Source organism: Amycolatopsis sp. NPDC051045, assembly GCF_040682955.1.
Classification (GTDB): Bacteria; Actinomycetota; Actinomycetes; order Mycobacteriales; family Pseudonocardiaceae; genus Amycolatopsis.
On the sequence record NZ_JBFBCC010000005.1, the window covers coordinates 217,860 to 237,193 of the forward strand.

18 protein-coding genes are annotated in these 19,334 nt (G+C 71.1%); 6 read left to right on the plus strand and 12 right to left on the minus strand.

The features are described 5' to 3' along the window. The first annotated feature begins 311 nt into the window (after positions 1-311). Complete coding sequence (locus AB0M80_RS14775; RefSeq protein ID WP_364564008.1) at positions 312-836, plus strand: hypothetical protein; 525 nt, start codon at positions 312-314, stop codon at positions 834-836. Here AB0M80_RS14775 and AB0M80_RS14780 read toward each other — a convergent pair. The 5 genes from AB0M80_RS14780 to AB0M80_RS14800 form a co-directional block, all read right to left on the minus strand. Continuing rightward, on the minus strand, positions 827-3,136 hold the full coding sequence (locus AB0M80_RS14780; protein WP_364564011.1) for an FdhF/YdeP family oxidoreductase: 2,310 nt from the start codon (positions 3,134-3,136) through the stop codon (positions 827-829). The genes AB0M80_RS14775 and AB0M80_RS14780 overlap by 10 nt on opposite strands. Before the next feature lie 186 nt (positions 3,137-3,322). Next, positions 3,323-4,624, minus strand: a complete 1,302-nt coding sequence (locus AB0M80_RS14785; protein WP_364564014.1) for an MFS transporter — start codon at positions 4,622-4,624, stop codon at positions 3,323-3,325. An 88-nt stretch (positions 4,625-4,712) separates the two neighbouring features. Beyond that, on the minus strand, positions 4,713-5,150 hold the full coding sequence (locus AB0M80_RS14790) for a MarR family transcriptional regulator (RefSeq protein WP_364564016.1): 438 nt from the start codon (positions 5,148-5,150) through the stop codon (positions 4,713-4,715). A gap of 52 nt (positions 5,151-5,202) precedes the next feature. Then, complete coding sequence (locus AB0M80_RS14795; RefSeq protein WP_364564019.1) at positions 5,203-6,201, minus strand: hypothetical protein; 999 nt, start codon at positions 6,199-6,201, stop codon at positions 5,203-5,205. A gap of 49 nt (positions 6,202-6,250) precedes the next feature. Beyond that, positions 6,251-6,544 (minus strand): hypothetical protein, encoded by a 294-nt coding sequence (locus tag AB0M80_RS14800; protein WP_364564021.1) that lies wholly within the window; start codon positions 6,542-6,544, stop codon positions 6,251-6,253. Positions 6,545-6,601: 57 nt separating this feature from the next. Here AB0M80_RS14800 and AB0M80_RS14805 point away from each other — a divergent pair, with 57 nt between their 5' ends. After that, positions 6,602-9,223: a valine--tRNA ligase gene (locus AB0M80_RS14805; RefSeq protein WP_364564024.1), complete on the plus strand. Its 2,622-nt coding sequence runs from the start codon at positions 6,602-6,604 to the stop codon at positions 9,221-9,223. Between the two features lie 89 nt (positions 9,224-9,312). Here AB0M80_RS14805 and AB0M80_RS14810 read toward each other — a convergent pair whose 3' ends face one another. Genes AB0M80_RS14810 through AB0M80_RS14820 form a run of 3 tightly spaced genes read right to left on the minus strand, consistent with a single transcriptional unit; the run spans position 9,313 to position 11,246 of the window. Further along, entirely contained in the window at positions 9,313-9,732 is a 420-nt protein-coding gene (locus tag AB0M80_RS14810; protein WP_364564027.1) for a hypothetical protein, read from the minus strand. After that, complete coding sequence (locus AB0M80_RS14815; protein WP_364564030.1) at positions 9,729-10,301, minus strand: hypothetical protein; 573 nt, start codon at positions 10,299-10,301, stop codon at positions 9,729-9,731. The genes AB0M80_RS14810 and AB0M80_RS14815 overlap by 4 nt, the downstream gene beginning before the upstream one ends. A 57-nt stretch (positions 10,302-10,358) precedes the next feature. Continuing rightward, positions 10,359-11,246 (minus strand): LysR family transcriptional regulator, encoded by an 888-nt coding sequence (locus tag AB0M80_RS14820; RefSeq protein WP_364564033.1) that lies wholly within the window; start codon positions 11,244-11,246, stop codon positions 10,359-10,361. Positions 11,247-11,331: 85 nt separating this feature from the next. On the opposite strand from AB0M80_RS14820, the gene AB0M80_RS14825 reads away from it, so the two are divergent. Both AB0M80_RS14825 and AB0M80_RS14830 read left to right on the plus strand, forming a co-directional pair. Then, the gene (locus tag AB0M80_RS14825; RefSeq protein ID WP_364564035.1) at positions 11,332-12,093 is read left to right on the plus strand and encodes an alpha/beta hydrolase; all 762 of its coding nucleotides are present in this window, start codon (positions 11,332-11,334) and stop codon (positions 12,091-12,093) included. Positions 12,094-12,104: 11 nt separating this feature from the next. After that, positions 12,105-12,884, plus strand: a complete 780-nt coding sequence (locus AB0M80_RS14830; RefSeq protein ID WP_364564038.1) for an alpha/beta hydrolase — start codon at positions 12,105-12,107, stop codon at positions 12,882-12,884. A 27-nt stretch (positions 12,885-12,911) separates the two neighbouring features. Here the strand turns inward: AB0M80_RS14830 and AB0M80_RS14835 are convergent, their stop codons facing one another. Then, positions 12,912-13,535, minus strand: a complete 624-nt coding sequence (locus AB0M80_RS14835; protein WP_364564041.1) for a class I SAM-dependent methyltransferase — start codon at positions 13,533-13,535, stop codon at positions 12,912-12,914. A 73-nt stretch (positions 13,536-13,608) separates the two neighbouring features. Between AB0M80_RS14835 and AB0M80_RS14840 the strand changes: the two genes are divergently transcribed. Together AB0M80_RS14840 and AB0M80_RS14845 are read left to right on the plus strand one after the other, a co-directional pair. Further along, positions 13,609-15,264 carry a folylpolyglutamate synthase/dihydrofolate synthase family protein gene (locus AB0M80_RS14840; protein ID WP_364564043.1) on the plus strand — a complete coding sequence of 552 codons (1,656 nt, stop codon included), beginning with the start codon at positions 13,609-13,611 and terminating at the stop codon, positions 15,262-15,264. After that, positions 15,261-15,659, plus strand: coding sequence for a DUF4233 domain-containing protein (locus tag AB0M80_RS14845; protein ID WP_364564045.1), 399 nt, complete (start codon positions 15,261-15,263; stop codon positions 15,657-15,659). Before AB0M80_RS14840 ends, AB0M80_RS14845 begins: the two co-directional genes overlap by 4 nt. Positions 15,660-15,662: 3 nt before the next feature. Here AB0M80_RS14845 and AB0M80_RS14850 read toward each other — a convergent pair whose 3' ends face one another. Genes AB0M80_RS14850 through AB0M80_RS14860 form a run of 3 tightly spaced genes read right to left on the minus strand, consistent with a single transcriptional unit; the run spans position 15,663 to position 19,262 of the window. Further along, entirely contained in the window at positions 15,663-15,974 is a 312-nt protein-coding gene (locus tag AB0M80_RS14850) for a metalloregulator ArsR/SmtB family transcription factor (protein WP_364564048.1), read from the minus strand. Then, positions 15,971-16,861 (minus strand): hypothetical protein, encoded by an 891-nt coding sequence (locus AB0M80_RS14855; RefSeq protein ID WP_364564051.1) that lies wholly within the window; start codon positions 16,859-16,861, stop codon positions 15,971-15,973. Before AB0M80_RS14855 ends, AB0M80_RS14850 begins: the two co-directional genes overlap by 4 nt. Before the next feature lie 43 nt (positions 16,862-16,904). Further along, the gene (locus AB0M80_RS14860; protein WP_364564054.1) at positions 16,905-19,262 is read right to left on the minus strand and encodes a penicillin acylase family protein; all 2,358 of its coding nucleotides are present in this window, start codon (positions 19,260-19,262) and stop codon (positions 16,905-16,907) included. Positions 19,263-19,334 lie beyond the last annotated feature (72 nt).

Below are 19,334 nucleotides of genomic sequence, written 5' to 3' on the forward strand. Positions count from 1 at the left end.
AATACCTGAAATGCGTCCGGAATTTCCACCGGCGCCGCCGGCCCCGCCGGACCACCGGACCACGGTGGACCACCCGGGGCACTGGTCTTGACGCTGCCGCACTGGTGAGGCAGGGTGCGGTGACCGTCGGCGGGGCAGGACCACGTGGCGGCCGGAAAGTTCACCCGATCGGTGAACGATCCGGAAAGTCAATTTCAGAGAATACGGAAAGTCCGGAATTTATGCGCAGCAGCGTCGCCCGCGGTGGGTGGATCTTGCCCATCCTCGCTTCAGCCGTTCTCTGTACCGGATGCCAGTCGGCGTCCGCTTCGGTGCACTACCCGGGCGCGATCGACGCCTGCCGGCTGCCCGGGCCGAACGCGCAGGGGCAGCTCGCACCCGGGACCGTCGAGATCCCGGCCGACTCGGTGAAGGCCGCCGAGACCACGGTCGTCCCCGAGGACCGCGGCAGCGACGGCAACGAGGTCACCAGCTGCCGTCGCCTGTTCGCCCGCGACCTCGGCGGCGGGAAGCCCAACCTGCAGGACTACCGGCTCGTCACGATCGCCGTGGTGCGGTTCACGCAGTCCGACGCGGACGAGGCCGCCGCCAAGGCCACCCGGCTGATGACCGACGCGCTCGGCGACCACTCCGGCGTCCGGCTCGCCACCGGCGTCGGCGACGAGGCCGGGTTCTCCGAGCGGTGGGCCGCCGTGCGGACCGGGAACGTCGTGCTGGGCCTGGCCCTCGCCGACGGCGGCACCGAGGCCGCGCTGATCCCGCCCGCGACGCTCGACAGCGTGCAGGCCGTGGTCACGGACATGGCCGGCACCCTGCAGCGGGACTTTCAGGGCTGAGGTTCCAGGCGCACCACGATCGCCTTCGAAACCGGCGTGTTCGACTTGTCCGCCACCGAGTCCAGCGGCACCAGCGCGTTCGCCTCCGGGAAGTACGCCGCCGCGCAGCCGCGCGCGGTCGGGTACGCGACGACCCGGAACGCCGGCGCACGACGTTCCGGGTCGTCGCGCCATTCGGAGACCAGGTCGACCAGCGCGCCGTCGGCCAGGCCGAGTGCGGCGATGTCGTCCGGGTTGACCAGCACCACGCGGCGAGCGTTCTCGATGCCGCGGTAGCGGTCCGAGAGCCCGTAGATCGTGGTGTTGTACTGGTCGTGGCTGCGCATCGTCTGCAGCAGCAGCCGGCCCTCGGGGACCTGCGGGTACTCCAGCGCCGAAACCGTGAAGTTGCCCTTGCCGTTCGCGGTGCCGGTGAACTCGCGGGAGTCGCGCGGCGCGTGCGGCAGCACGAAGCCGTCCGGCTCGCGGACGCGGCGGTTGTAGTCGGCACAGCCGGGCACGACCCGCGAAATCCGGTCGCGGATCAGGTCGTAGTCGGTCTCGAACGTCCGCCACGGCACGGCGTGGCCCGCGCCGAACAGCTTCCCGGCCAGCCGGCAGACGATGGCGACCTCCGAAAGCAGGTGCTCGCTCGCCGGCTGCAGGCGCCCGCGCGAGGTGTGCACCTGCGACATCGAGTCCTCGACCGTGACGAACTGCTCGCCGCTCGCCTGGACGTCGCGTTCGGTGCGGCCGAGCGTCGGCAGGATCAGCGCGGTGCGGCCGTGCACGACGTGCGACCGGTTCAGCTTCGTGGACACGTGCACGGTCAGCGCGCACGAGCGCAGCGCCTTCCCGGTCAGCTCCGAGTCCGGCGTCGCCGCCGCGAAGTTGCCGCCGACGGCGAAGAACACCTTGCCGCGGCCGTCTCGCATCGCCCGGATCGCGTCGACGGTGTCGAGGCCGTGCTCGCGCGGGACCTCGATGCCGAACTCGGCGGCGAGCGCGTCCATGAACGACTGCGGCATCTTCTCCCAGATGCCCATCGTCCGGTCGCCCTGGACGTTCGAGTGCCCGCGCACCGGGCACAGGCCCGCGCCGGGCTTGCCGATCATCCCGCGCATCAGGGCCAGGTTCGCGATCTCCGAGATCGTCGGCACCGCGTGCTTGTGCTGCGTCAGGCCCATCGCCCAGCAGTAGATCGTCCGCTCGGACGTGGCGATCATCCGCGCGACGCGTTCGATCTGCTCCCGCGTCAGGCCGGTCGCCCGCTCGACCTCCGTCCAGTCGATCTCCCGCAGGTGCTTCGCGTAGTCGTCGAAGCCCTCGGTGACCCGCTCGACGAACTCGCGGTCGACGATCGCGCCGGGCGCTTCGGCGTCCCAGGCCAGCAGCAGGTGCCCGACGGCCTGGAACAGCGCCAGGTCGCCGCCGAGGCGGACCTGGGCGAACTCGTCGGCCAGCGGCGTGCCCTTGCCGACCACCCCACGGACGTTCTGCGGGTTCTTGAAGCGCATCAGCCCGGCTTCGGGCAGCGGGTTCACGGCGATGATCTTGGCGCCGCGGCCCTTGGCCTCCTCCAGCGCCGAGAGCATCCGCGGGTGGTTGGTGCCCGGGTTCTGCCCGACGACGACGATCAGGTCGGCCTGGTGGATGTCGGCGAGGCTCACCGAGCCCTTGCCGATGCCGGTGGTGGCCGACAGCGCCGCGCCGGAGGACTCGTGGCACATGTTGGAGCAGTCCGGCAGGTTGTTGGTGCCGAAGGAGCGCACCAGCAGCTGGTAGAGGAACGCGGCCTCGTTGCTGGTGCGGCCGGAGGTGTAGAAGATCGCCTCGTTCGGGTCGGTCAGCGCCTTGAGCTCGCCCGCGACCAGCTCGAACGCGTCGTCCCAGGAGATCGGCTCGTAGTGCGTCGCACCTTCGCGCAGCACGAACGGCTCGGTGATCCGGCCCTGCTGGCCCAGCCAGTAGTCGGTCTTGGTTTCGAGCTCCCCGATCGGGTGGGCGGCGAAGAAGGCCCGGTCCACCCGCCGTTTCGTGGCTTCCTCGGCGACGGCCTTGGCGCCGTTTTCGCAGAACTCGGCCAGCTTGCGCTTCTCGCCGTCGACCTCGCGGGGTTCCGGCCACGCGCAGCCGGGGCAGTCGAAGCCTTCGCGCTGGTTCAGCAGCCGCAGCGCCTTGATCGTCCGGCCGGTGCCCATCTGTTCCACGCTGCGCGCGAGCGACACGGCGACGCCGGGTATCCCGGCGGCCCAGCCCTTCGGCTTGCCCACCTCGAGGCGGGTTTCGTCCACGTCCTGGGCCGGCGCTTCACGGGTCATGTGTTCATCGTGCGCCTCGATGGTCGCGGTCGGCCACCAGGGTCACGTGGTCCGGGTGCGCAGCCCCCGGTCGGCGACCGTGACCACGAGCAGGAGCCCGCTGATGACGGCCAGCGCGACGGCCAGCCGGTGCAACCCCGCCGAGTCCGCGTGCGAGCCGTTGTCGGAGTGGGCGATGAGAGGGGGTCACGTGGTCCGGGTGCGCAGCCCCCGATCGGCGAGGGTGACCACGAGCAGGAGCCCGCTGATGACGGCCAGCGCGACGGCCAGCCGGTGCAACCCCGCCGAGTCCGCGTGCGACCTGTAGCAGAGGGCGATGAGCGTCGAGGCCACGATCGCGCCGAGGTACTGGGCCGTGCGGAACAGGCCGCTCGCCGTGCCCATCTGCTCGGCGGGGGCTTCGCGGTAGAGCGTCGTCTGGTTGGCGACGCTGGTCAGGCCCTGGGCCAGGCCGAACAACGCGGCCAGGGCGAGCAGCGCGCCGACCCAGGTGCCGTCGTGGACGAGCAGGAGCAGCGCCGAACCGCCGGCCAGTGCCACCGCGACGGTGACCAGCCGCGCCTTGATGCCGGACGCGCGCCCGGAAAACGCCGCGGCGCAGACCGCGGTGCCCGACATCGGCAGCAGCATCAGCCCGGCGGCTTCCTCGGACAGCTGCCGGGCGGTCTCCAGCCACTGGACGTAGCCGAACATGATCGCGTAGATGGCCATGAAGCTCAGCGCCTGCCGCAGGTACGTGCGCAGGATCGCGCCGTTGGCCGCGAGCGCCCGCAGGTCGAGGAAGGGGGCGTCGCGCCGCAGCTCGACCAGCGTGAAGGCGGTCCCGAAGGCGGCGACGACGGCGAGCAGCCAGGCCTCGGCGCCGGGGTCCATCAGGAAGAACAGCAGCGCGAGCAGGGTCGCGGAGAACAGCGCGATGCCGAGCACGTCGATCCGGGTGGCGGTGCGTTCGCCGCGGTCGTCCTTCGGCACCCACAGCAGCGCCAGCACCAGCGACAGCCCGGCGAGCGGGATGTTCACCGCGAAGATCGCGGGCCAGCCGAAGAGCCCGATCAGCAGCCCGCCCAGCGTCGGGCCGATCACCATCACCGTCTGCGCGGACATCGACAGCACCGACAGCACGCGGGCGGGCACGCCCTGGCCGCTCGCCTCGGCGTGGTGGCGCAGCACGGCCATCGCGGCCGGGAACCCGGCGCACGTGCCCAGGCCGAGCACGACGCGAACCCCGGTCAGCCAGCCCACCGAAATCGGGATCATGCCCGCGATGCCGGCGATGATCACCAGGGTCGCACCGCCGAGCAGGACGCGGCGGGCGCCGTGGCGGTCCACCAGCAGCCCGACCACCGGCTGCCCGACCGCGGTGGCCAGGTACAGCGCCGAGATCAGCCAGGCGGTCTGGCCGGGGCCGGCGCCGAAGCTCTGCCCGATCGGCACGAGCGCGACGGCGATCAGCGTGGAGTTGATCGGGTTGAGCACCGCGCCGGCCACCAGCGGGGTGACCAGGCGGGCGCCGAACTTGGCGGGAGCGGTGACGGTGCGCGTGAGGAACTCCTTGTTTTGCGCGGGCCGGCCGGGTTCAGCGTTGGGCGATGCGCTGCAGCAGCGGCAGCGCGCGGGTGACGGCGTCGAGCTCGGCGGGGGACAGCTCGTCCAGCAGGGCGTGGGCCAGCCACTCGTCGCGGTGCTGCTGAATGCCGCGCACGGTGTCGGTGCCGGCGGCGGAGAGGCTGATCACCACGCGGCGCCGGTCGGCCGGATCGGGCGTGCGGTCGAGGTAGCCGAGCTCGTCGAGGACGCCGAGGGTGGCGGCCATCGACTGCTGCCGAACGTGCTCGGCAGCGGCGAGCTCACCCTGCGTGGCCGGGCCTTCGCGGTGGAGCCGGTTCAGCACGGCGGACTGCGAGGGCGTCAGGATCCCCGCGTTGTCGACCTGGCGCAGCCGCCGGTGCAGCTGCCCGACGACCCCGCGGATCCAGCCGGCGCTCTCGGCGACGTGCGGAGGTACTTCGCCCATGTACACAGTCTAACTGTGCAGTCCAGCCTGTGCATCGGGTGTGGGCCGGATCTCAGTCCGGGCAGCCGTCGAGGGTGGGCACCGGGTACTTCGGGTCGTAGTAGCCGGGCGCGTCCTTGTCACCGGTCGCCGGCGTGGGCGACGGCGGGTTCGCGTAGCCCGGCGCCAGGTAGCCGTCCTTCGCCGCCGCACAGCCCACCGATGAGTACGCGCCGGTGGTCTTGTCGAGCCACAGGCCCTGGCTGGCCGTCGCGAAAGCCGAGCCGCTCCGGAGGACGTAGGTCTCGTCGAGGCGCTCGAACGTGACGATCTCGGCGGGGCTCATGAGCTGCTTGGGGTGAGCGTGGTCGAAGGCGTAGGCAACCGCGTACTTCGCGTCGACGACCAGCTCACCGGGCTTGGCGCCGGCGTGCGCGGTGAGCGTCCCGAAGGTGCGCGGGCCCGCGTCGAGCAGGTGGTAGCCGTCGGCGATCTCGGTGAGGTACGCGGCGAAGCCGCCGCCTTCCTTCGTCGGCTTCTTGGTCAGCTCCGGGAGGATCTGGTCCCGGTCGTCGGGCGCGAACAAGGCCGCGAACGCCTTCCCGTCGTGCGCGGTCAGGACCGCCGGGTCGAGGTGCGCGGCGCTGATGGCCTGCCTGACCTTCGCGTAGGCGCCGGCGACCGTCTCGGCCTCGAAGGCACCGACGGGGGCCGCGGCGGGTGCGGTGATGCCGTCCACGCCCTTCGGCCAAACATCGGCGGGGGTGTGCGCGTACGGCCGGGCCAGGTCGACCGGGGCGACGTCGGGCACCGACGTCGGGTCGGGCGGCGCGGCGTCGTGGGCGGGCCGCCGGCCGACCAGCACGATCACCGCTGAGGTCACCGCGAGGATCAGCACGAACACGGCGAAGATCCACCAGCGGCGGCGCGGGCCGCGTGCGGCGCGTTTCTGCTGCTTGCGGAACTGCTTGCGGTCCTTCTTCGCGCCCAGCCACGCGTCGGTCCGGGCGTGCTTGCGCCAGTCCGGGTCCATCAGGTCCGGGTGCGAGTCGATCAGGTTGTCCTCGTCCACGATGCTCCCCCAAGGTCGATGCCTGATCATCGACGGCGGGGGACGAGCGTTACCCGAAGTACGCGAACTCGTTCACGCCGACGCCCTGGATCTGGTGCACGATGATCGCCGCCGCGACCAGGCCGACCACGATGAGCAGGGCCAGCACCCCCGGCCAGCGGCTGTGCCCCGGCTGCTGGAAGCCGCCCGTGCGGCGCTCGCGTTTGCGGCGCTTCCTGAGGTCCTTCTTCGCGCCCAGCCAGGCGTCCCGTTCGGCGTGCTTCTGCCAATCCGGGTTCATCAGGTCCGGGTGCGTCTCGAGGCGCTGGTCGTCCGGATCCTGCGGCTGCTGAGGCTCTGCCATCGGAGAGTGCCTTCCCCCTGGGTGACCCGCCGTGACGGGTTCGTAGACTTGTCCATTGTGACCGAGAACGCTCCGCAGCAGACCACCGACCTTCCGGGTGCCTGGGACCCGGCCGCCGAGGAAGCACCGATGTACGACCGCTGGGTAGCGGCCGGGTACTTCACGGCCGACGCTTCGTCGGAAAAGCCGCCGTTCTCGATCGTACTGCCGCCGCCCAACGTCACCGGCAGCCTGCACATGGGCCACGCCCTCAACCACACCCTGATGGACGCGATGAGCCGCCGCCGTCGCATGCAGGGCTACGAGGTGCTGTGGCTGCCGGGCATGGACCACGCCGGCATCGCGACGCAGAACGTCGTCGAGCGCCAGCTGGCCGGCGAGGGCCTTTCGCGCCACGACCTGGGCCGGGAGAAGTTCGTCGAGCGCGTCTGGGAGTGGAAGGCCGAGTACGGCGGCAAGATCCTCGGCCAGATGAAGCGCCTCGGCGACGGCGTCGACTGGTCGCGCGAGCGGTTCACCATGGACGAGAACCTCTCCAAGGCCGTCCAGACGGTGTTCAAGAACTTCTACGACGAGGGCCTGATCTACCGCGCCGAGCGGATCATCAACTGGTGCCCGCGCTGCCAGACGGCGCTGTCGGACATCGAGGTCGACCACAACGACGACGACGGCGAGCTCGTGTCGATCCGCTACGGCGACGGTGCCAACGCGATCGTGGTCGCCACCACCCGCGCGGAGACGATGCTGGGTGACACCGCGGTCGCCGTCCACCCGGACGACGAGCGGTACGCCCACCTGGTCGGCACGGAGGTCGAGCTGCCGCTCACCGGCCGCCGCATCCCGATCGTGGCCGACAAGCACGTCGACCCGGAGTTCGGCACCGGTGCGGTGAAGGTCACGCCGGCGCACGATCCGAACGACTTCGAGATCGGCCGCCGCCACGACCTGCCGATGCTGACGATCATGAACGAGCGCGCCGAAATCACCGCGCCCGGTCCGTTCGAGGGGCTCGACCGCTTCGAGGCGCGCCCGGCGGTCGTCGCCGCCCTGCGCGAGGCCGGCCGGATCGTCGCCGAGAAGCGGCCGTACGTGCACGCCGTCGGGCACTGCTCGCGCTGCGACACGGTGGTCGAGCCGCGGCTGTCGCTGCAGTGGTGGGTCAAGGTCGAGGAGCTGGCCAAGCTGGCCGGCGACGCGGTCCGCGACGGCCGGACCAAGATCCACCCGCCGGAGCTGGGCAAGCGCTACTTCGACTGGGTCGACAACATGCACGACTGGACGATTTCGCGCCAGCTGTGGTGGGGCCACCGCATCCCGGTCTGGTACGGCCCCGACGGTGAAGTGGTGTGCGTCGGCCCGGACGAGCAGCCCCCGTCCGGTGACGGCTGGACGCAGGACCCGGACGTCCTCGACACGTGGTTCTCGTCGGGCCTGTGGCCGATGTCGACGCTGGGCTGGCCGTCTTCGTCGGAGGACCTGGCGAAGTTCTACCCGACGAGCGTCCTGTCGACCGGCTACGACATCCTGTTCTTCTGGGTCGTCCGGATGATGATGTTCGGCGTGCACCAGATGGACGGCAAGCAGCCGTTCGACCACGTGTACCTGCACGGCCTGATCCGTGACGCGCAGGGCAAGAAGATGTCGAAGTCGCGCGGCAACGTGATCGACCCGCTGGAGTGGATGGACGCGTACGGCGCGGACGCCACCCGCTTCACCCTCGCCCGCGGCGCGAACCCGGGCGCGGACATGGCTTTGGCCGACGAGTGGGCGGCGGGGTCCCGCAACTTCTGCACGAAGCTGTGGAACGCCACGAAGTTCGCGATGATGAACGGCGCTTCGGTCGCCGCGCCGTTGCCTGCTTCCTCGGAGTTGACCGAAGCCGACCGCTGGATCCTGGGCCGCCTGGGCGCGTTGGTGTCCGAAGTGGACGGCCTGTTCGAGGACTTCCAATTCGCGAAGGTGGCGGGCGCGCTCTACCAGTTCACCTGGAACGAGCTGTGCGACTGGTACCTGGAGCTGGCGAAGGTCCAGCTGTACCAAGGGGACTCCGCGCGCGTGTCGGCGACCCGGTCGGTCCTGGGGCACGTGCTGGACACGGTGCTGCGGCTGCTGCACCCGTTCATCCCGTTCATCACGGAGAAGCTCTGGACCGCGCTGACGGGCGGTGAGTCGCTGGTGGTCGCCGCTTGGCCGGCCGCGCCCACGGGGTACGCCGACGCGGTGGCCGACGCCCGGATCGCGGACGTGCAGAAGCTGGTAACGGAGATCCGCCGTTTCCGCGCGGACCAGGGCCTGAAGCCGGGCCAGAAGGTGGCGTCCCGCCTGGCGGGCTACACGGGCGGCCACGAGGAGGCGGTCCGGTCCCTGGTGCGCCTGACGCCGCCTTCGGACGAGTTCGCGGCGAGCGCCTCACTGGAGGTGGCCCTGTCGGACGGCGTGGTGACGGTGGAGCTGGACCTGTCCGGCACGGTCGACGTGGCGGCGGAGCGCAAGCGGCTGGAGAAGGACCTGGCGGCGGCCCGGAAGGAACTGACCCAGACGGACGCAAAGCTCGGCAACGAGGCGTTCATCGCGAAGGCACCGGAGCACGTGGTGGCGAAGATCAAGACCCGCAAGGAAACGGCGGTGGCGGACATCGGCCGCATCACCGCTCGGTTGGCGGCCCTTCCGGCTTCCTGAGGTTGTGGATCAAGGCCCGGCACTCTCTCGCGGAGTGCCGGGCCTTGCCGATGGTGCCGGTTACACGCGGTAAGCGCTGAGTCGGCTGCCTAGTCGCCGCGGGTGGAGAAGATCACCTTCAGCGTCGCGCAGTATCCGCGGGCGCTCGTGATCGCAGCCGAGTAGCTCGCGAGCGCAAGCAGTAAGAACACCACGGTGGTTGCTGCAGTGCCGATCAACGGGTTCTGGGCGGGGGCGAGCAGTGCGACGGTGATTCCCGCCAGCCCGAGATTGACGAAGATCAGGGTGCAGTACATGTCGAGCCGGGTGCGGAACTGGTCGTGGTGGAGCCTGAGTCGAGACGGGATGGCGTCGCCACGTTGCAAGACGAGGTTCTGTGTGTCCTGGCCCTGTTTGGTGATCGAATCTTCGGTGGCGCGCAGGATATTGCCCAGTTTGGTAGGCAGTGTTCGGTGTGGGGCCGGGTAGTCCTCCTTGGCCTGCTTGATCCTCGACAGCCTGCCGATCACATCGGGGGGAAGGACCGTCTGCCAGTTGAAGGCGGTGCCCTGCCGCTGACGTGCGGTCGGCCCGTTCCTCGGATAACGGGCCTCGGCGACCGCGCGGACAACCGGCCGGGGGACTTCAGGATGAGCATCCTCAGAACGGCCCTGTCGAAAGCGTACTGTTCCTCATGCTCCAGCTTGTCCGCGAGCTTCTTTCGCCTCTTTGCCTTGCGTCGCACCATGAACCGGTATACGCCCAGCCAGACCAGTGGTCCCTTCCAGTAGCCCTCGAAAAAGCGGATAGCCGAGAATGAGAACGCCTGGCTGATCAAGGCCGCCAGGACGAGCGCGAACAAGAGCACGACGAGGATGCCCAAGGGCTTCGCGGTCAGCCCGACCACAGCGGCGCCGAGGTCGAAGTTGCCCTGACTTCGGAGCTGGAGGAGGACAGCGCCGCAGCCGACCAGCATGGCCGCCGGCATCCAGGCACTCAGGCTCAGCTGGTCGAGCACCTTGCCAATGAACTGTGACAAGCCCTCGGGCGGCTTCTGCTCCTTCTCGGCAGGCTTACTACTCGGCTCGGCGTCGGCCACCCGGACATGATGGCCCATCGGCGAGCCCGGGCCCGGGCAACGCGCCGCGGAGGCTGTTCAGCCGGCTTCGATGGTTCGCGCGGCTTCGATCAACGCCACCAGTTCCGGAGTCAACCGCCGGTCGGCCGGTGTTGCCAGGTACGTCTGCATCCGGGGCGTCGGGTTCCGCAACGGCCGGAACGCCACGCCCGGTACCGGCAGCAGATTCGCGTGCGCCCGGTAGAACACCGTCCAGTGTGGACGGCCGAATCCCAGTGTCCCCAACGTGTCCTGCGCCGTCGTGAACTCCTTGCCCAGTACCGGCTCGAAGCCCGCTTCGCGGCAGGAAGACACCACCAGGTCGTGCAACGGCTGATTGCGCGAGGGTGGGCTCAACCGCGCCGGAAGGGAAGCCAGTGACGCGAACTCGACGCAAGAGGAGGCGGCCAACGGGTGGGACGAAGGCAACGCCACCACGACCTCGTCCATCCACAAAGGAGTGAAGTCGAGTCCTGAGCTGGGCCACGAACCGCGCACGATGGTCGCGTCCAGAGAACCGTCCCGGACCCGTTGGAGACGCTGAAGAGTCGGCGCGTGGAGCAGCTCCAAAGAAGCCGAAGGCGCCAGCCGCGCGAAAGCGCCCAGCAACACGTCCAGGCGGTCGCCCAGGCCTTCGCTCGTCCCCAGGCGCACCAACGCCGGCGACGTGCGGAACTCCGCCACCGAGTCCACCGCCCGGTCCGCCGCCGCCAGGACCGCCCGTGCGTGCGGCAGGAACCGCTGCCCGGCCTCCGTCAAAGACACGCTGCGCGTCGTCCGCCCGAACAGGGTGACCCCCAGCTCCCGCTCCAGCCGCCGTACCTGCTGGCTCACCGCCGGCTGGACGATGTGCAGCCGCTCCGCCGCGCGCCCGAAGTGCAGCTCCTCCGCGACCGCCACGAAGTACCTCAGCTGGCGAAGCTCCACGGCGCCCCCATTCATCAGTGTTCGTGATGAGTGTAGGAGCGGACTGCCCATCGAAAAGCGGGGACGCCGAAGGTTGGCTGACGGCATGCCCTCCTTGGACGTCAACGACACACGGCTGCACTACGAAGACGCCGGCACCGGCCCGGCCCTCCTGTTCCTGCACGGCTGGGGGACCAGCGGCCGCGTCTGGCAGTCGTGCCTGCCCGACCTCGTGCGCGATCACCGCGTCGTCACCCTCGACTGGCGCGGGTGCGGCCGCTCGGACCACCCCGCCGAGGGCAACACCGTCGACGGCATCGCCGCCGACATCGCCGTGGTGATCGAAAAGCTCGACCTCAGGCCCACGGTCGTCGGCTCGTCGATCGGCGCGGTCTTCGCCACCGAACTCGCGCTGGCGCGCCCGGAGCTGGTCGAGCACGTCGTCGCCGTCGACGGTCCCGGCTACTGGCCGAGCACCGGCATGCTCGAAAGGGTGCACGAGCTGCGGGAACAGCTCGTCGACGACCGCGCCGGCACCCTCTCCGGCTGGGTGCCCGGCTGGTTCGGCCCGAAGGCCGCGCCCGGGCTGGTCGACTGGACCGTCCGCCAGCTGCTCGATTCCGGCGTCTACATCGACGCGCTGTTCACCGAGGTCACCACCTACGACCCGCGGCCCCGGCTGAAGGACCTGAAGGTCCCGATCACCTACCTGCACGGCGAGCTGGACGCCCAGATCCCCCTCGAAGTCCCGCGCAGCTGCGCGGCGGAGACGCCCGGCGCCCGGGTGCACGTCCTCGCCGGCTGCGGGCACATCCCGCACCAGGAAGACCCGCGCGCGTTCACCGCCGCTCTCCGCGCCATCGCCTGAAGGAGCCGACCATGCCGAAAGTGCCGTTCGAAGACGCCGTCGTCCACTACGACCGGACGGGCGACGGTCCCGCGCTGCTCCTGCTGCACGGCACCGCCGCCTCCCGCGAGCAGTGGGGACCGCTGACCGAGATCGCGAAAGAGCACTTCACCGTGCTCGCCCCGGATTTCCCCGGCTCCGGCCTGACCACCGACGACGGCGGCCCGATCACCGTGCCGGCCCTCGCGGCCCAGGCCGAAGCGGTGCTGGACCACGCGCGGGTGGAGCGTGCCCATGTCGTCGGGCACTCTCTCGGCGGAGTCGTGGCGGCCCAGCTCGCCGGCACCCACCCCGGCCGGGTGCGCTCGGCGGTCCTGCACGCCGCCTGGCCCGTCACCGACGTGCGGCAGGACGCGGAGTTCCGCTATTGGCTGGACCTGCTCGAAACCGGGACCTTCGCCCGGATGCTCCCGCTGATGGCGTTCGGTCCGCGCTACTGGGAACAAGCCACCGAAGAGAGCAACGAACAGCTCGTCAAGACGCTGGAGACGGTGATCCAGCCCGGCGCGGACCGGCAGATCGAGGCCGACCGGGCCGTCGACCTGCGGCCGGTGCTGGGGCGGATCACCGCGCCCGTGCTGGTGCTCGGCAGCGCGCACGACCGGATCGTCACGGCGGACCAGCAGCGGGAACTGGTCGCCGCGATCCCGCACGCGCGCCCCGCCGAGATCGACGCGGGCCACGGTGCCCCGGCCGAGCTGCCGGACGAGTTCGCCCGGCTGGTGCTGGAGTTCGTCAGCGCAGCGCCTTGAGCCGCGCCCGACGGCCCGGGGCCGGAATCACCCGCCGTCGCCCTGCTCACGGTAAGTGATCAACGTGCGCCAGAACAGCAACGGCCGGACCGTGCTCCCGGGCAGCAGCCGGCTCGCGTCACGGCGCAGCTCGGCCAGCGTCGGGTAGTCGTCGGCGACCGGGGCCTTCGGGCCGTCTTCGGGGCCGCCGTTCAGCCGTTCGCCGGCGTAGACGACCAGCCGCGCGAGCGCGTTGACCGGGACCGCCGCGAGGGTCAGCGCCCAGTCCGCGGGCGTGCTCGGTTTCGCCAGGCCCAGCACCACGAGCACGCCGCCCGGCACCAGCGCGCGGCGCAGCTTGGTGACCGTCTCGAACGGCATGTGGTGCAGCGACGCCAGGCACGAGATGTAGTCGTAGTGCGCTTCGGGCAGGGCGTCGGTGGTGACGTCGGCCTGCCGGTAGACGATCTCGCCGGGCCCCGGCGACCCCAGCCCCGCCGCCGCCTCGACCATCGCCGCCGAGACGTCGACCGCCTCCACCGCCATGCCGGTCGAGGCCAGCCGCCGGGCGAACCGGCCGGTGCCGCACCCGACGTCCAGCGCGATCCCCGGCCCGGGCGGCAGCAGGTCCAGCAAGAGCGGGTGGTAGTGGTCGTTGTGGTTGAACGGCATGCGTCGAGAGTGCCACCAAGCACGCACGTAGACTCACAACGCAAGCCGAAAACCCCAGGCCGGAGGAGATTCAGTGCCGCAGGATGAGACAGGTCGCAGGCCGGACCTGTCGGATCTGGACAGCTTCGCGGGCGTCGACGAACTGGGGACGTCGGGGTACGAGGAGTCCGACGACCACGACCCGGAACTGGACGCTCACGACGCCGCGTTCGATGCGGGCGGCGGGTCCCGTGGCGGTATCGGCGGGGTCGGCCAGCTCGGGGACAACCTCGCCACCGGCCCGGTGCCCGACCTGTCCGTGCCCGAGGACGCCGAGCTGCACGAACTCGACGACCAGGGCCAACCTGAGGTGTACGGCAGCCCGGACGGCCCCGAGGCGCGGCGCGAGCTGATGGCCGTCGAGGCCGAGCTGAACCAGCGCTGGCCGGAGACCAAGATCGAGCCGTCGCTGACCCGGATTTCCGCGCTGACGCAGCTGCTGGGGGAGCCGAACCGCGGCTACCCGGTGCTGCACGTCGCCGGCACGAACGGCAAGGGCTCGACAGCCCGGATGATCGACGCGCTGCTGACCCGCATGGGCCTGCGCGTCGGCCGCTACACTAGCCCGCACCTGCAGCTGGTCACCGAGCGGATCGCGCTCGACGGCCGGCCGATCTCCGCCGCGCGCTACGCCGAGCTGTGGCACGACATCGCGCCGTACGTGTCCATGGTGGACGGGGCGGCCGCGGACGGCGTCGCGATGAGCAAGTTCGAGATCCTCACCGGGATGGCCTTCGCCGCGTTCGCCGACGCCCCGGTGGAGGCCGCGGTGCTCGAAGCGGGCCTGGGCGGCGCCTGGGACGCGACGAACGTCGCCGACGCCGAAGTGGCCGTCATCACCCCGATCGGCCTCGACCACGTCGAGTACCTCGGCCCGGACGTCCTGAGCGCGGCCAAGGAGAAGGCCGGGATCATCAAGCCGGGCTCGGTCGCGGTCATCGGCGAGCAGGACCCCGAGGTGTCGAAGGTGCTGCTGGAACGCGCCGTGGAGGTCGACGCCGCGGTCGCCCGCGCGGGCAGCGAGTTCGGCGTGCTGGAGCGCGAAATCGCCGTCGGCGGCCAGCTGCTGAAGCTGCAGGGCCTCGGCGGGGTGTACGACGAGATCTTCCTGCCGCTGCACGGCGCCCACCAGGCCGCGAACGCCGCGCTCGCGCTGGCCGCGGTCGAGGCGTTCTTCGGCGCGGGCAAGGACAAGCAGCTGGTCGTCGAGGCCGTGCGCGAGGCGTTCGCCGAGGTCGAGACGCCGGGACGGCTCGAGCGCGTCCGCTCGGCCCCCACGGTGCTGCTCGACGCGGCGCACAACCCGCACGGCGCCCGCGCGCTCGCCACGAGCGTGTCCGAGGAGTTCGCCTTCCGCCGCCTGGTCGCGGTGGTCGGCGTGATGGCCGAGAAGGACGCCCACGGCATCCTCGACGCGCTGGAGCCGGTGGTTTCGGACATCGTCGTGACGCGCAACTCCTCGCCCCGCTCGATGCCGCTGGAAGAGCTCAACGAGCTGGCGATCTCGGTGTTCGGCGAGGACCGCGTCGTCGCCGAGACGGACCTGGAGACGGCGATCGAAACGGCGATCGCGCTGGTGGAGACCAGCGACGACCCCGAGGAGCCCTTGGCAGGCGGCGGCGTGCTGGTCACCGGCTCGGTGGTCACCGCCGGCGAGGCGCGCACGCTGTTCGGGAAGGAGCCGGCGTGACGTCGCCCTCGCAGGAGGCGCCCAAGCCGAAGGACCCGATGAAGGGCTTCCGCGGCGTGATGTCCGGGACGCTGATCATGGAAGCGATCACAGTCGCCCTGGCCCTGCCGGTGGTGAACAAGCTCGGCGGCGGCATCAGCACCGGAACGGGTTGGACGGTCATCGCGGTGGCGGTGCTGTTGATCGCGACCTGCGGGTTCGTCAAGCGCCCGTGGGCGGTGCCGCTGATCCTCGCACTGCAGGTGGTGCTGATCGCGCTGGTGTTCTGGCTGCCCGCGATCGCGGTGCTGGGCGTGCTCTTCCTGGCGGTCTGGCTGTGGCTGCTGTGGCTGCGCCGGGACGTCGCCCGCCGGATGGCGGCCGGGACGTTGGCGAGCCAGCAACCCCAGCCGTGACCCTCACGAGTGCGGCTCCGCTTGGCACGCCCGCACCTGCGCGGTGAGCGCGTCGAGGGCGTCGAGGGCGTCGGCCGGCACGTCGAGGCGGTAGATCCGGTGCGGGCCCGACCGGGCCACCGCCAGCAGGCGGGCGTCGAGCAGCACCCGCAGGTGACGCGACACCGTGGACTGCGGCAGCCCGAGCGCCGATTGCACTTCGCCGACCGTGGCCGACCCGTCACGGTCGAGGAACACCCCGATGATCTGCACCCGGGTCGCTTCGCCGAGCGCCCGCAGCACGGGCAGTGCCGTGGTGAGCGCCTCCTGGATCATCCGGTCACCTCCGTGGCCGGGCGCACCCGCTCCAGCAGTTCTTCGAGCTCGCCGGTCGGAAGTCCGTGGCGCCGGCCCAGGTCCACCCAGTCACGCAGCATGCGCACAGTCTGCGCGCCGTGTCCGCCGAAGTGACCGCGGAGGTAGCGCTGGACGTCGAAGGGCGCCAGCCGGGGGAGCACCGTCAGCGCCGCGCGCACGGCGTGCGGACGGATCGGACGCAGGCTCGGACCGCCGAACCCGGCCGCCACCGCGTTCCGCGCCTGGGTCGCGGCGATCGCGAGGCTCGGCGAGCGCCGGCGAGCGGCCGCGACGTCGAAGCTCGCGGCGTGCAGCCCGGCGATGGCGGGCATCATCGCGGCCGCGGACATCAGCGGAGCCGCGAGCGGTGCGGTTCGCGACCACTGCGGGCGGCCGAACAACGACCGCAGTGGAGCGGCCGCGGGACCGGCGATCGTGAACCGGACCCGCGCGGGCGTCCACCACCACGTCGGATCGGCGTCGGCGGCGAAGAACTCGGGAACCACCAGGCCCCACGGCCGGTCACCCGCCAGCTCGCGAAGCAGCTCCACCTCCGACGGCACTTGCGTGACCGCGGCGACGATCCCCGCCGACGGCTGCCGGAGCAGCTCGGCCACCCCCGGCGAGGCGGGGGAGGCCGTGCTGAGCACGACGTCCCAGCCCGAGATCCCCTCCCCGGCCGTCGTCAGGTCGACGCTCCGCCGCTCGGCACGCCGGGCCGGTCCGGCGGTGCGCAGCCGGCTGGTCCCGACGATCAGGGACGCCGCGGTCCGCTCGCGCACCGCGAACCCGACCCGGTGACTCTCGGCCGCCGACGTCGCCAGTACCCGGGCCACCGGCCCCTGCCCCACCACGAGAACACGCATGCCCGCACTATATCCGCATATCCGGATATAGTGCTACCTCCCTTCAGTGCAGCACGACGACCCGCAGCGCGGGGGAACGCAGGATGTCGGCTTCGCAGAAGCGTCCCTTCACCCACTCACCGCGGCTGTAGAGCTTCGTCTGGTCGCTGAAGTACGGCGACCGTGGGTTGGCCGACTGCGAATACGTCAGCAACGTCGAGGAGTCCGGGCACGCGCGCCCGCCGAAGCCGACCACCTGGAGGTAGCTGGAGCCGTGCGCGACCTCGATGTTCCCGCGCGCCGGGTCCCACTGAGGCGTCATCACGTTGAGCACGCCGAGGAAGTTCTGCGCGCCGTGGATGGGGAGGCGTTCGCCGCCCCGCGTGACGGCTTGGCCGTCACGCAGCCGCGCGTCCGGCGGGAGTCCGGCCGTGCGCAGCTCGGCGATCGCGTCGCCGAACGCCTGCCGGATGCCCGGGTCCCCGACGTTGAGCGTGTGGGGCGTGGTCAGCGGCGCCTTCGGGTCGAACGGCACGGTGAACCGGGGAAGCCCGCCGAGCCGCACGGCGAACCGTTGGAACAACAGCGAACCACGGGTGTCGAGGGTGTACGTGTGGTCCCAGTTCGCCAGTGCGGTGCACGCCGGGCCGACCGGCACCGGGCCGGACGACGACGGTGCCTGCCCGCCCGGGAACGACGCGCACAGCTTCGCCAGGTCCGGCGCCGCCAGATCGGCGAACAGGCTGTGGTCGGCGAAGAGCATCTTCTTCATCGAGTCCGTGGTGAACCCGCCCGCCTCGGCGGTGAGCAGTGCCTCCCGGGTGCGCGGGCTGCGCTCGGTGCCCTGGTCGCCGACGATCCGCGGGTAGCCGGTGATCGGCGCGCGGGCGTTCGCGAGCCAGGCGCTGTCGTTCGCGTTCAGCTCGTAGTCCCGGCGTTGCTGCTGTGGCAGCCGCGACGGCGCGAAGATCCCCGGCTCCAGCGCGCCCGGGTCCGAACCCCACCGGCACGACGACCGGGAACCGTCCAAAATGGGCAGTCCGTCGGCGGCGAACGTCTCCCGTCCCACCGGGGTGCTGCACCTCTTCGCCAGTTCGTCGGTGACGTGCGGGACGACCTGGATGTCGGCGTAGAGCGCGTTGCCGGCCCGGTCGGTGGCGATGGTGTTGACCCACGGCACACCCTGCGTGCGGCTGAGCGTGCTGACGATGTCGGCCGTGCTGCGCGCCTGGTCGAGTTCGAACCACGTGTTGAGGCCGCGCAGGTTCGTGGCGTTGGCGTCGCGCAGTGCGTACGCCGATTTCGCCGTCCACGGCACCGGGAACCCGCCGACGTCGTTCAGCACCGGCCCGTACCGCGTCGACCAGAAGGTCTGTCGAACCGGCTTCAGCGAGCCGTCGGCTTGGCGCACCTGGACCGTGACGTCGCGGGAGGTCATCTTCTCGGCCTTGCCGTCGACCAGGTACGTCGTCGGGTCGCCGGGCGTCAGCGGCACCTCGAACAGGCCGAAGGTGACCGGCGTGGACACCGTGTGCGTCCAGGCCGCGTCCGCGGTGTGCCCGATCATGACGAACGGCATGCCGAGCAGGCTCGCGCCGGCCACGTCGAACCGGCCCGGGATGGTCAGCTGGCTCTGCCAGAACCGCCGTCCGTCGTGCCACGGGTAGTGCGGGTTGCCGAGCAGCACGCTGCCGCGGCCCGCCGCGGTCCCGTCGGCGCCGACGGCGATGCCGTTGCTGCCGAGGCCGCCCTGGCCGAGCCCGTCCCGCAGGCTCGCGGACAGCTGCGCGGCCGTGCCCGGGCTCGCGGCCGTCGTGCCGGACGGTGGCGTCGCGAACAGGCCTTCGGTGACGAAGCCCAGGCCGCCGGTGACCGTGATGGCGTAGAAGTGCCGGTAGAAGTCCTGCTCGGAGATCGGCCGGACCCAGCCGGCGTTGCGGCAGGCCGGGTCGGTGATCCCGGACCGGCCGGTGCGGGCCAGGAAAGCGTTGAACCCCTTGACGTAGCCCGAAACGAGCTGCCGGACCTCGGGCCGCGGCCCGAGCGGCGCCGGTTGCGCGACCAGCCGGTCGACCACGCCGGAGTCGTTGACCTGCTGGAAGAACAGGTCGCTGTGCAGGTTGTCCTTCGCCTCGGACAATGACGGGTAGCCTTCGCCGTCCGGGCCGAAGTACCGCGACCGCTGCGCGCTCACCGTGACGTAGATCTTCGCGAGCTCGCAGACGTTGTCGGTCGCCGCCGCGTAGCCATACCCGTAGCCGAGGCCCGCGAAGTCCTTGGCGACGATGTGCGGGATGCCGTGTTCGGTGTAGCGCAGGACGGCTTTCGCGCCGGCCTCCCCGGCCGTCGCGACACCGGTACACAGTGCGGTGACAGAGAGCGCGACCGCGAGAACGGCCAGCGCCTTCCGGATGTGCGTCATTCTTACCCCCTTGTCGTGATCGCCACGCTACCGACGGCGATCACTCCCGGGTATGGGGGAAAACCCCAATGT